The 12,136-nt window shown below is 52.0% G+C and carries 8 protein-coding genes and 2 rRNA genes (1 of these 10 running past the window's edge); 5 read left to right on the top strand and 5 right to left on the bottom strand.

Translation table 11 applies throughout. The annotated features are described in order from the left end of the window. Nucleotides 1–12: 12 nt before the first annotated feature. Entirely contained in the window at nt 13–1,623 is a 1,611-nt protein-coding gene (locus GBK04_RS17450) for an McrB family protein (RefSeq protein ID WP_152761839.1), read from the bottom strand. Nucleotides 1,624–1,776: 153 nt separating this feature from the next. On the opposite strand from GBK04_RS17450, the gene GBK04_RS17445 reads away from it, so the two are divergent. Beyond that, nucleotides 1,777–2,007: a hypothetical protein gene (locus tag GBK04_RS17445; protein ID WP_152761837.1), complete on the top strand. Its 231-nt coding sequence runs from the start codon at nt 1,777–1,779 to the stop codon at nt 2,005–2,007. A gap of 12 nt (nt 2,008–2,019) precedes the next feature. Here GBK04_RS17445 and GBK04_RS17440 read toward each other — a convergent pair whose 3' ends face one another. Continuing rightward, the gene (locus tag GBK04_RS17440; protein WP_152761835.1) at nt 2,020–4,980 is read right to left on the bottom strand and encodes an FAD-linked oxidase C-terminal domain-containing protein; all 2,961 of its coding nucleotides are present in this window, start codon (nt 4,978–4,980) and stop codon (nt 2,020–2,022) included. 86 nt (nt 4,981–5,066) lie between these two features. On the opposite strand from GBK04_RS17440, the gene GBK04_RS17435 reads away from it, so the two are divergent. After that, a complete protein-coding gene (locus GBK04_RS17435) occupies nt 5,067–6,554 on the top strand; it encodes a TlpA family protein disulfide reductase (protein ID WP_152761833.1) in 1,488 nt (495 codons plus the stop codon). 76 nt (nt 6,555–6,630) lie between these two features. On the opposite strand, the gene GBK04_RS17430 is transcribed toward GBK04_RS17435, so the two are convergent. Beyond that, complete coding sequence (locus GBK04_RS17430) at nt 6,631–7,191, bottom strand: DUF4136 domain-containing protein (RefSeq protein ID WP_373331071.1); 561 nt, start codon at nt 7,189–7,191, stop codon at nt 6,631–6,633. A gap of 313 nt (nt 7,192–7,504) precedes the next feature. On the opposite strand from GBK04_RS17430, the gene GBK04_RS17425 reads away from it, so the two are divergent. The 3 genes from GBK04_RS17425 to GBK04_RS17415 all read left to right on the top strand — a co-directional run bounded on the left by GBK04_RS17425 (nt 7,505) and on the right by GBK04_RS17415 (nt 10,414). Beyond that, nucleotides 7,505–8,662 (top strand): pyridoxal phosphate-dependent aminotransferase, encoded by a 1,158-nt coding sequence (locus GBK04_RS17425; protein ID WP_152761829.1) that lies wholly within the window; start codon nt 7,505–7,507, stop codon nt 8,660–8,662. A 107-nt stretch (nt 8,663–8,769) separates the two neighbouring features. After that, nucleotides 8,770–9,627, top strand: coding sequence for a prephenate dehydrogenase (locus tag GBK04_RS17420; RefSeq protein WP_152761827.1), 858 nt, complete (start codon nt 8,770–8,772; stop codon nt 9,625–9,627). Between the two features lie 118 nt (nt 9,628–9,745). Beyond that, on the top strand, nt 9,746–10,414 hold the full coding sequence (locus tag GBK04_RS17415; protein WP_152761825.1) for a DUF3431 domain-containing protein: 669 nt from the start codon (nt 9,746–9,748) through the stop codon (nt 10,412–10,414). 167 nt (nt 10,415–10,581) lie between these two features. Here GBK04_RS17415 and rrf read toward each other — a convergent pair. Together rrf and GBK04_RS17405 are read right to left on the bottom strand one after the other, a co-directional pair. Beyond that, a 5S ribosomal RNA gene (gene rrf, locus GBK04_RS17410) occupies nt 10,582–10,693 on the bottom strand. A 97-nt stretch (nt 10,694–10,790) separates the two neighbouring features. Next, a 23S ribosomal RNA gene (locus GBK04_RS17405) occupies nt 10,791–12,136 on the bottom strand (it continues 1,499 nt past the right edge of the window).

The following is a 12,136-nucleotide window of genomic DNA, read 5'->3' as shown; positions in this document are numbered from 1 at the left end:
TCTAACATGTAGCTAGGATGGAGGTTTTTGATAAATACGGATAAAAGCTTCCTTGGGAAGGAGGTGAAAGTGGCCCTGACTCAGGGCTGTGTTCAATTCGTAGGTATAAGGATCGGAATGGGTAAGAATTTCTTCACCAAAAAGGTCCCGTTCCCGAAGCGGCGCGCGGCGGACGAGTTGTTCATCGTAGCTTTTACCCCAGGCTTCGTTGTCGCCCAGCACCAGGCGGATTTTTTCCCAATCGTCATAAAAATACTCCCGCAGCAGGGGGATGATTCGTTGGCGAAACATGCCGCAAAGCGTCTCATGGGAAGTTACCCCAAGCAAATAGGCATGGCCAAGGGCGTGGTCCCGGTCGTAGAGGGCTTCGATGCGCTTGTTCATGACTCGTAGCATCTGCGGCATATCGATTCCTTCGAGCACAAGCCCGGCAAGCAGATCGGGGTTGGGAGGTACCTCCTCAAACTGGAAACGGCGACGCAAGGCTGTATCCAGCAGGGCGATGGAGCGGTCGGCAGTGTTGAGGGTACCTGCCACATAAAGATTGGCCGGAATCCCAAACCGACTCCGCGAATAGGGCAGCGTAAGCCATAGTTCGCGTTCGGCCCCCAGCCGTTTGTCGGGTTCGAGTAGGGTGATCAATTCTCCCATCACCGCTGGCAAATTGGCGCGGTTGATCTCATCGATGATCAGGAGATGCGCCGGAGCGGCGGCCGTGCGCTCCGCCCGGCGAGTGGGAGTATCGTCCAGGTAGCTTTCGAACGAAGAGTACCCTACCTTCCGAAGGGCTTCCAGGCAGGCCTCGTAGAAGATGCCTTTTTTGACCTGATAGTGAAGTTGTCCACCTACGAGATCGGGCCGTATGCCTTCCACAAACTCCTCATAGCTATAGGAAGGATGGAACGCCACAAAATGCGCATCCGAAAATAGGGCGCGCATTTGCTGTACCCGAAAAGTTTTGCCCGTTCCCGGCGGGCCGTAGAGCAGGTAATTGAGGGGGATATCGGGTCTCACAACGGGCGGTGAGGTACCTTCGGGTAGTGCGTTATAGGTCGGTTGTCCTTCCTCCACCCTACCCTGCTGCCAACCGGATGTAGCAGCGGCGATGATTTCGCCCCGGTAGGATTCGTCCACCGCCGCTTTGTAGGCTGCCGAATTATGTTTTTTGATATGCGGACTACGCCGGGCCTTTTCCACAAATTCCAGCAGACAGTTTTCCCACTGTTGCTTGGCTTCGGGATCATACCGATCCAGATCGGCATCGGCAAAAGGTAAGGGTAGCCACACGTAGTCAGCCTGAGGGCCGTTCAGACGGGTTTCAAAGCCGCCCGCCCGGGTCAGGGGCGAACTTTCCTGCTGAAAGTACTCCTTGGGAAAAACAAACCATAGCCGCAGGCCCTCACTTCGGGTTTTGGTGAGCCGCAAGGCCAGGTACACATTGATATTGACCGAGATACCAGGGGCATTTTTGAGCACCACAATCGAGAGCCGCGGATCGGAGTCGGCCAGATTGGTGATGTCCAGCATATCTTTTAAAAGCCGAAAAAAAAGCAGACAAGCCTCGGGATGCTTTATTTCACGGATTTTATCAATCAATTGTTGTTTCTGCTCTTTTGGATTCATGCACGCGGGGGCAGGTTGTCAATGAAGTGCAATATACATAAAACGATACGACCCTATGGAAGGGGTATTTTTTCCCCAGACTACTTTAAAATGACTACTTTGCCTTCACTGGTACAGATTTGTTGGAGCAAGCTTTTAAAAAACCCAACTACTATGGACAGGAAAGAAATCGATCAGGAAACCAAAGAGACTAAAAATACCAAGAACATTTTGTTCTGGATCGTGGGCATAGGTATTGTTTTGTCAATTATTGCCTTTGCGGGTGGTTTGTTCAACCACGGTGGCGACGTAACCCCCAAGACCGATCAGACGGGCACCATGATGTCGGATACCGTCGCGGGCGATCAAATGGCTGATACCTTGGCTACTGACATTCGTAAATAATCACGCTGACTCCTATTTTTTTAAGGCTTCCCACAAAATCTCGACCGGATGCAAGGCTTTGCGTCCGGTTCCGTCTTTTATCTGGTGGCGGCAACTGGTTCCCGAGGCGGCGATGAGCACGTCGTCGGGCTGCCGACGCACAGTGGGAAACAGTACCAATTCACCGATCTGCATCGAAAGTTCGTAGTGTTCCGCCTCGTAGCCGAAACTCCCGGCCATACCACAGCAGCCGCTCGGAATAAGCTGCACCGTATAATTGAGCGGCAAAGACAGAATTTTCTTCGCGACCGACAGTGTCGACAATGCTTTCTGATGGCAATGCCCATGAAGTTTCAGTGCCTTCTTTTCGGTGGTAAACTGCGCACTGGTGATGGCTTTTTTCTCCATTTCCCGGGCCACGAATTCCTCAAATAAAAGTGCATTCTGCGCCAGCTGCCGGGCATCTTCCCGTAGTTCGGGCTTGACCAAGTCGGGGTACTCATCGCGGAACGTCAGGATAGCCGAAGGCTCGATACCGATCAGTGGACACTCGTCATGTACCATCTTACTTAAAAGCCGGACGTTACGATTGGCGATTTCCTGCGCTTCTTTCACCAGACCTTTTGACAGGTAGGTACGTCCCGACTCCACATGGCTGGGAATACGGACTTCATAACCGAGTTCCTCCAGCAAAAGCACCGCTTTCTTACCTACCTCCACATCGTTGAAATTGATAAATTCGTCACAGAAAAGGTACACCAGCCGAGAGGGGGTACCCTGGTCATGCGTTTTTTTCTTTCTTTTTTCAAACCATTTTCTCAACGTCGTGGCCGACAAACTAGGCATGGTGCGATCGGGATGAAAACCTACCACCCGGTTGGCCAGTCGTCTGAGAAAGGGGGTACCTATTACAGCATTGTAGGCCCAGGGTACCCACATGGCCCGTTCCATCTGCTTGGTGAAGCCCGCGACCAGCCGCGACCGCAACGGAATTCCGTGAGTATCGTGGTAGTGCTGGGTAAACTCGGCCTTCATTTTGCCCACATCCACACTCGATGGACATTCGGCTTTGCAGCCCTTGCACGAAAGACACAGATCCAGCACCTCCTTCACCATGTCGGCATCGGTGGCGGCCATTTCCTTTTTATGATCAGGGGTACCTTTGGTATAGTACTGCCGCAGAATATTGGCACGGGCGCGCGTGGTGTCGCGCTCGCGGCGGGTGGCCATGTAGCTGGGACACATGGTACCCCCGGTTAGTTCGGTTTTGCGGCAGTCGCCGGAGCCACTGCACTTTTCGGTCAGTCGCAGGATGCCTTCTTCTCGTGAGAAATCGAACACGGTATCGATTTTGGGCTGAACCGCGTCGGGTACGTAGCGCAGCGACTCGTTCATGGGCGGCGTGTCCACAATCTTGTTGGCATTGAAAACACCCGCCGGATCCCAGATGCGCTTGACCTGCCGGAACAATTCGTATACCTCGTCGCCCATCATAAACGGAATGAATTCGCCACGCAGGCGACCATCGCCGTGTTCGCCCGATAGCGCGCCCCGGTACTTTTTCACCAGTACGGCCGTATCGGCCAGAACCTCGCGAAATTTGTGTTTTCCCTCGCTGGTCTTAAGGTTGATCATAGGCTCCACGTGCAGTTGTCCCGCCCCGGCGTGAGCGTAGTAAGAGGCATGAAGCTGGTGGCGGGCCAGTACTTGTTCCAAATCTGCGATATAGTCGGGCAAATCCTCTACGGCTACAGCGCAGTCTTCAATCAGGTTGACGGGTTGTGTATCGCCCGGTAGATTACGGATCAGCCCCAGTCCGGCTTTACGAATATCCCAGGCCTTAGTGGCATCTGCCCCGAACAGCAGGGGGTAGGCGTAGCACAGGGCTTCCAGCTTCAAATCGTCTGTGAAAGCCAAAGCTAGTTTTTGCACCTGCTCTTCCGTATCGCCCCAGAACTCCACCAGCAGCAGGGCAGCGGGATCGCCTTCCAGGAAAAAGCGATTTTTGGAGTACTCATGGTGTTCCTTGGTAAAATCCATAATGTACTTGTCTACCAGCTCGGAGGCTTTTGGAGCGTGCCGCATCGCCACGCGGTTGGCGTGCAGAGTTTCGGCCAGCGAACGGGTATGCACGCAGACTACGCCCACAGCGGCAGGTGGCAGGTCGACTAAGTTGAGTTTGGCTTCGGTGATGAAGCAGAGGGTACCCTCCGAACCCGCAATGAGCCGGGCCAGGTTGATGGATTCTCCGGTGTTCAGGCTGTCCAGCGCATAGCCGGAGTTGCGCCGGGTTACCGATTTTTTAGGAAAGCTTTTTTCGATTAATTCCTGATCGATAGGGTTGGAAATAATTCCCCACATTCCGGCATAAATGGCTTGCTGGCGTTTGCTATTAGCAGAAGTGGCTGCTACCTTTTGCAAAAAATCCGGGGTAGTGGATTCCGAGAAAACGGCTTCGGAACCGTCGGCCAGCAGTACCTTCACCTCCAGCAGATGGTCGCGGGTGCTTCCCCAGACAATGGAGTGCAACCCGCAGGAGTTGTTCCCGATCATACCGCCGATCATGGCCCGGCTGGCCGTAGAAGTTTCAGGGCCAAACAGCAAGCCGTAGGGAGCCAGGTGTTTGTTGAGGTCGTCGCGAATGACCCCGGGCTGTACGCGTACCCATTTTTCCTCCGCATTGACTTCCAGTATCTTGTCAAAATATTTGGAAATATCCACTACCAGGCCATTTCCTACCACTTGTCCGGCCAGCGAGGTACCCGCCGCACGGGGAATGAGGGTTATGTGGTGGCGGGTGGCGAAAGCGATCAGCCGCCGGATATCCTCCTCGTGGCGCGGCAGAGCTACGGCCAGGGGTAGTTCCTGGTAGACCGAGGCATCCGTGGCGTAAAGTCGCCGGATGGCTTCATGGGTAGTGGAAGTGTCGTAATATAGTTCGCCCGAAAAATCGGCACGTAAGGTATTGAATTGTAAAAAGGTAGGTCGGGTCATGCCGCACTTGGGAAAAATAGAATGCTAAATTAGTGGAACGGTTTTATCAATACGTATACCAGTCCGTTTTTACCAAACACAAACCTATGAAATTCTTACTTTCCAGCTTGCTGGCTTTGGCCACGCTGAATACCTGGGCGCAAAATCCGGCAAAAATTACCATCAAGTCAGCCGAGAATACCGACTATACCTATTCGCTTACCTTGGAGCGACCTCGCTTTCATGAAACGCTGGGGGTAGGATTATCCGAAACAGAATTCGAACCCGTGGGTACCTTCGATCTGAGCCAGCAGAAAGAAGGCACGGCCACCGTGCCTATCAGCGAACCGGCGCTGGTGCGGCTGGTAAGGACTCCCAAAAACGCCGCTACCAATACCAATCCTGGCGGCGTGCGTAATGAGAGTCGTACCTACCTGCTGTACCTCATTCCGAACGACGACCTGACGATTAATGTCGGCAACGCAAATGAATTGGCTTTTACGGGCGATCACGCGGATCGGCAGGTCTTTTTACAAAATTATTTTCTGGACAATCATTACCAGTACCTACCTGCGTTCAGCTTCAATCCCCGGCAAATCGACAATGCGGCCATCGTGAAACAAAGCGATAGCCTGGCGCGGCTACGTACCCAGCAATACGAAGTATTCAAGGCGGCGCATCCGGCCGATGAAGCCTTCGATACCTTTGTAAATGCTACTACCCAAGTCGAGGGGTACCTGATGCAGGGTATTGTGAAAGATCGGGAAATACGGAAAAATAAGGCCGTAAAACTGACGCCCGAACAACGTAAAGAACTGAATGCCATTACGCTGAATAATTTTAAGCTCTTCCCTGATGCCGCTCTGGCTAGTGCAGCCTACCGCAATGAATTGAAAAAGTGGGTGATGATTCCGGTGACCGAAAAGTACTCGCTGGAAGCCGATCCGGCGGCCCTCAGTCCGGAAGCAGTGGCAGAAGTATACCAAAGCAGTGCCGAAAAACTCAGTGGCTATCCCAAACAGCAGGAGTATCTCCTTACCTATTGGCTCAATTACGCTTCCACCGCCCTACCCTCTACGCAGACGGCCCGGAGCTTGCTTACCGATTTTGAAAAAAGGTACCCTGGGGCAGCGGTAAATGGGTACTTTTCCAAACTGATTTCGGCAAAAGAAAAACTGGCCCAGGGTAGTATGGCACCTGATTTCACATTACTGAACAAGGACAGTTCGGCCGTATCCCTCAGCAGCTTGCGCGGGAAGCCGCTGGCCGTGGCTTTTGCCTTTAACCTGAAACAGCACGAACCGGCGCTCAAGCTTTTGGAAAATGCCAAGGGTGACAGTATACTGTTCGTCTATGTGAGTGCAACGCCGGGCATTCCCTTTGGTACCTGGAAACAATATGTAGAGCAGCGGCCAAACGCTCTGCATTTGTACGCGACAGACGAACAAATAGAAAAACTAAAAGAGTCGTACGCCATCGAGCCACGTTTTCCCTTTATGGTAATCGATTCCAATGGCCGGATTGTAAACCGCTGGATTCCTCAGGATTTCCCCGATAACAAGGCGCTACAGGCCGGATTGCGTCAGGCAAAATAGCAATCAAAAACTTTGGCCAAACAAAAAAATGGGAATCCAGTAGTGGATTCCCATTTTTTTGTTTGGCAGTTATTTCTTACCGGGTACCTACTTCATTGGAATAGGTATCGGAGGTAGCCTGTGGGAACGAGCGAAGAATATCGCCGATAATTCCCTGCATCATGGCAGCGCGGTCATCACGCTTGCTGGGTGCCTTCAGTTTACCAGACGCCCAACCTTGCCAAATCATCCGGTCGCTACGGTTCTGATAGATGTTGACAATGAAACGTCCTTCTTCGTAGCTGTACGTGGAGACATTGTTCTGTGGACCGTACCACCACCAGTAGGGCGACATGTTGTTAGAACGTACCTGTTGGCGGTCTTTCACATCGGTCAAGTACCGCACCACCAGCTCAGGGTTGCTTTCGTCCAGCCGGTATCCTTTAGCCTCCATTGCCTGCACTACCGCATCGGTAATCCGGCGGCGGTTCAATTCGCTACCCAACAGAGGGTCCTGCGTCATATTCTTCTCGGCTTGCACCCAGAAGGTTTTGAACTGCTTCAGGTTGACACTTCGGTCATAATCGTTTTGAACCTGAAAGGAGGGTGAACAGGCAACAAACCAGCCTCCCAGCAGAATCAGCATTATACTTTTCATTACATTTTTCATGGGTATTTCCTTTCTTATTTTAGGTTGTAAGTTCTTCATTGTACTTATATATACGAAAAAAATCATTCCATTGATGTATAACTTGTACAAAAAAAGTATACAGGGCAAGAGTAGGCCTTTTTGGCAGTGGAACAATCATAGAAAGGAAATTTTGACATACTGAGCTTTCCATGCGGGCTGTCTTCGTCCCAAACGTCTTTTTTGTACTAACTTGCAGGCTCCAAGTGATGTATACGTACTAAAACGTTCGAGCCGGGTATTTTTTTGTATTTATCCCTTCGAAAGTCCTGATTTTTTACAAATGATTATTGAACCCGCGCAACGAACTCGCCAGACCTCAGAATACTACTTTTCTGTAAAATTGGCCGAAGTGCGCAAGTTATTGGCTGAGGGCCATGACGTTATAAACCTAGGTATCGGCAATCCTGATATGATGCCCTCAAAGTCTACTCTGACTACCTTAGGTGAAGCAGTTCAAAAACCGCAGGCCCATGGCTATCAGCCTTACGTAGGTACCCCAGCGTTCCGGCAGGCCATTGCCGGGTTTTACGCCCATACCTACGGCGTTAAGCTCGATCCAACGACCGAAATCCTGCCCCTTATCGGCTCTAAAGAAGGTATCACTCATATTTCACTCACTTTTCTGGATCCAGGGGATGAAGTACTGGTACCCGAACTAGGGTACCCGGCCTACCGCGCCGTGAGTCAGATGGTTGGCGCTGTTGTAAAAGAGTATACTCTGCGTGAGAATCATGGCTGGCAGCCCGATTGGGCTGCAATGAGCGCGCTTGTGACGCCCCGCACTAAAATCATGTGGCTCAACTACCCCCACATGCCCACAGGCGCACCTGCCACGCCCCAGCTTTTCGAGCAGGCTGTCGCTTTTGCGCAGGAGCACAAAATTTTGCTATGTCACGACAATCCGTACAGTCTGATATTAAATAAGAAGCCGCCGATTAGTTTGCTTTCAATTGAGGGCGCCAAAGAAGTGGCGATCGAACTTAATTCCATGAGTAAATCACATAATATGGCCGGGTGGCGGCTTGGCTGGCTGGCAGCGGCGAAACCATACGTGGATTCTGTCTTGAAAATAAAAAGCAATGTGGATTCAGGCATGTTTCAGGGTGTTCAGGAAGCCGCGGTTGCCGCTCTACAAAACTCCGATGACTGGCACCAGCAGCGAAATGCCGTGTATGAAGGTAGGCTGGAAGCCGCAGAAGCTTTATTGACCGCTTTGGGCTGCACTTGGGATACAGCCCAGGAAGGCATGTTTTTATGGGGCAAGCTTCCGGAAACCACCGAGTCGGCGGAAAAACTTGTAAACTCGCTTCTGATCGAGAAGCACATTTTCATCGCACCCGGTTTTATTTTTGGTCCCAAAGGAAATCGGTACATTCGCCTGTCCCTATGTACCCCTAAGGAGAGAATCTGGGAAGCCGCGGAAAGAGTCAGGCAATAGTTTTAAGCTATTGACAACAGCTCAAAAGCTCCTTCGAAACTACTTTATTCAATGGTATTCAGCCCGAAGCCATAAACTAATGGCTGCTAGCTAACAGCTACTAAAAAATGATCATTAATATTATAGGCGTTGGTTTACTAGGTGGCTCATTCGCTTTAGCATTACGGGAAAAGTACCCCTATCTGAAAATCGTAGGCGTAGACCAGTCGACTGTTAACCAGAAAATAGCGTTGGCCAAAGGTCTCGTTGACGAAATTCTACCGTTAGAAGAAGCTCTGCAGAAAGCTGAACTTAGTGTATTGGCTACTCCCGTAGATAGTATCCTTCAGCTGCTGCCCCACATTCTAGATCAAATACCTGCTGGAAGGACAGTGATGGATCTCGGCTCCACGAAAGAAGCTATTTGCCAGATAGCCGACACACATCCTAAGCGCGCGCAGTTTGTAGCTGTACACCCAATGGCGGGGACTGAAAACTCTGGTCCCGGAGCAGCCTTCCGTGAGCTGCTGCCTGGCAAAAATGTCATCATCTGCGATGCTTTCAAAAGCCATCCCGATTCTTCGGCTTTGGTGGAGGCCTTACTGCGGGATGCTGGCATGAAAATACACTACATGACACCCGCCGAACATGATTTGCATTTAGCTTATGTTTCGCACCTCAGCCACATCAGTTCTTTCGCCTTAGGGCTGACGGTTTTGGTGAAAGAAAAAGATGAAAAGACGATTTTCGACATGGCGAGTACAGGCTTTTCTTCTACGGTGCGGCTTGCCAAAAGCTCTCCCGCGATGTGGGCTCCTATCTTTGACCAGAATAAAGAAAATGTGTCCAAAGCCCTTGCCGACTACATCGATTTATTGCAACGCTTCAAGCAGGCCATTGACAGCCAGGATATACCTCAAAGTATGGATTTCATGGTCAAAGCCAACGAAATTGGCCGGATTTTATCAGGCATCGAGAAGAAGTAGGTTCAAACAGCCGATGGTTTACTTACCCTTGCTAAGACTTTTCATTAGCTCGATATACTACTATATAAGCCATGGCAATGGAAAAACTGATCCATGAACTATTACCGCCTAGGTACCTATGAAGGATATTTCGATAGAACTCGTCGTAGCCCACTATCATGAAAATCTTAATTGGTTGAAGCGTGTCCCCTGTACTATCCAGAAAACAATTTATTCCAAGGCAGAAGCTCCACTCCTCCTTCCTCATCACATCCTTTCCAATGTCGGACGTGAGGCCCATTCTTATCTACACCACTTAGTAACCCGCTACCATTCCCTAGCCGACTATACAGTTTTTTGTCAGGGAAAACCCTTTGACCATGCCTACGATTTCCATGCCACATTGCGCAAGCTGGCAGCGGGTGAATTCTCTGATCAATCTTTTGTTTGGTTGGGGCATATTATTGATACAGATACGCCCGATGGTTTGCTATTTCGGCAATGGTCAAAAAACAAGGTGGGTGATGAACTGGATCTGGCTGGATTACACCAGAATCTTTTCGGTACTTCAGGCCCAGATTCTTATCCGTTTGTGTTGGGAGCCCAGCTTATCGTTTCACGAAAATTAGTTCATGCTCAACCGCTTCCCTTTTACCAAAAAGCTTTTAAACTAACTACGACTTTTCCCAATGCTGCTCATGGTTACGAGCGAATGTGGGATCGGGTCTTTAATGTAGAAGGTATTGATCGGAAGTGGCTGGCTAATAGAAAAACGGTCTATCTGAAACCAATTAAACGGTTAGGCTAGTACTAGCAGGCAGATGTATAGAGGCATGCGTGGGAAGCTGGTTTGTATTGTGCGAATAGCTACTTTGCTTCTTCCATAGTATCAAACAGGAATTGAATATTCTCGCTCCAACCCTGTATAAAGCAAACAGCCCCCCTGCCTGTGGCAGGGGGGCTGTTGCAATGGTATTGTGGCGGCTACCTACTTTACCGGTTTCGAGGCCAGTATCATCGGCGGTGCGGGGCTTAACTTCTCTGTTCGGGATGGGAAGAGGTGACCACCCGCCCCATAGCCGCCAGCAAGGCTTTTATGGGAGGTAATGCTTGTATGTACTTATGTACTTGCGGTCAATGAGCATGTGGAAACGAGAGAAGAAAATCGGCTGTGTGCGGGAGTGTGCCGCAAGCCCTCGGGCGATTAGTACCGCTCGGCTGAGCGCTTCTCGGCGCGTGCACCTGCGGCCTATCGACGTCGTCGTCTACGACGGCCCTGCTATCGGGAGGACTCATCTCGGGGCCGGTTTCGCACTTAGATGCCTTCAGCGCTTATCCGCTCCCCACGTGGCTACCCGGCCGTGCCCCTGGCGGGACAGCCGGCTCACCAGCGGTGGGTCCACCCCGGTCCTCTCGTACTAAGGGCAGCCCCCCTCAGTCCTCCTGCGCCCACCACAGATAGGGACCGAACTGTCTCACGACGTTCTGAACCCAGCTCGCGTGCCACTTTAATCGGCGAACAGCCGAACCCTTGGGACCTTCTCCAGCCCCAGGATGTGACGAGCCGACATCGAGGTGCCAAACCTCCCCGTCGATGTGAGCTCTTGGGGGAGATCAGCCTGTTATCCCCGGCGTACCTTTTATCCTTTGAGCGATGGCCCTTCCATGCGGGACCACCGGATCACTATGCCCTGGTTTCCCACCTGCGCGGCCCGTCGGCCTGGCAGTCAAGCCGGCTTGTGCCATTGCACTCCCCGCACGGTTACCAAGCGTGCTGAGCCGACCTTTGGAAGCCTCCGTTACCCTTTCGGAGGCGACCACCCCAGTCAAACTGCCCGCCATGCGCGGTCCCCGGTTGAACCGGGTTAGGACCCGGGACAGCGGAGGGCGGTATTTCAAGGTTGGCTCCACGGCGCCTGGCGACGCCGCTTCGCTGCCTCCCGCCTATCCTACACACCGCTGACCCAAGACCAACGCAAAGCTGCAGTAAAGGTGCACGGGGTCTTTCCGTCCCGTGGCGGGTAGGCGGCATCTTCACCGCCACTACAATTTCACCGAGCTCACGGCTGAGACAGTGCCCAGATCGTTACACCATTCGTGCAGGTCGGAACTTACCCGACAAGGAATTTCGCTACCTTAGGACCGTTATAGTTACGGCCGCCGTTTACCGGGGCTTCGATTCAATGCTTCGCCTCGCGGCTGACATCCCCTCTTAACCTTCCGGCACCGGGCAGGTGTCAGGCCCTATACGTCGGCTCTCGCCTTGGCAGAGCCCTGTGTTTTTGCTAAACAGTCGCCTGGGCCGTTTCTCTGCGGCCTCTCCTCTCAGAGTAGGCCCCCCTTATCCCGAAGTTACAGGGTCAATTTGCCGAGTTCCTTAGCCGTGATTCACTCGAGCACCTTGGAATCCTCTTCCCGACCACCTGTGTCGGTTTGCGGTACGGGCCGCCCGCAGCTGGCGCTTCGCCGGCTTTTCTTGGAAGCGCGTCCGCCCTCTCGCCTCGCCCGAAGGCTCCGCTCCAACGCACCA

It is taken from the genome of Salmonirosea aquatica, assembly GCF_009296315.1.
Classification (GTDB): Bacteria; Bacteroidota; Bacteroidia; order Cytophagales; family Spirosomataceae; genus Salmonirosea; species Salmonirosea aquatica.
This window is presented reverse-complemented; position numbering and strand designations above follow the sequence as displayed.

Excerpts from the sequence above, each read along its gene's own strand:
- GBK04_RS17450 (WP_152761839.1), bottom strand. The coding sequence starts at position 1,623 with ATGAATCCAAAAGAGCAGAAACAACAATTGATTGATAAAATCCGTGAA.
- GBK04_RS17445 (WP_152761837.1), top strand. The coding sequence starts at position 1,777 with ATGGACAGGAAAGAAATCGATCAGGAAACCAAAGAGACTAAAAATACC.
- GBK04_RS17440 (WP_152761835.1), bottom strand. The coding sequence starts at position 4,980 with ATGACCCGACCTACCTTTTTACAATTCAATACCTTACGTGCCGATTTT.
- GBK04_RS17435 (WP_152761833.1), top strand. The coding sequence starts at position 5,067 with ATGAAATTCTTACTTTCCAGCTTGCTGGCTTTGGCCACGCTGAATACC.
- GBK04_RS17430 (WP_373331071.1), bottom strand. The coding sequence starts at position 7,191 with ATGAAAAGTATAATGCTGATTCTGCTGGGAGGCTGGTTTGTTGCCTGT.
- GBK04_RS17425 (WP_152761829.1), top strand. The coding sequence starts at position 7,505 with ATGATTATTGAACCCGCGCAACGAACTCGCCAGACCTCAGAATACTAC.
- GBK04_RS17420 (WP_152761827.1), top strand. The coding sequence starts at position 8,770 with ATGATCATTAATATTATAGGCGTTGGTTTACTAGGTGGCTCATTCGCT.
- GBK04_RS17415 (WP_152761825.1), top strand. The coding sequence starts at position 9,746 with ATGAAGGATATTTCGATAGAACTCGTCGTAGCCCACTATCATGAAAAT.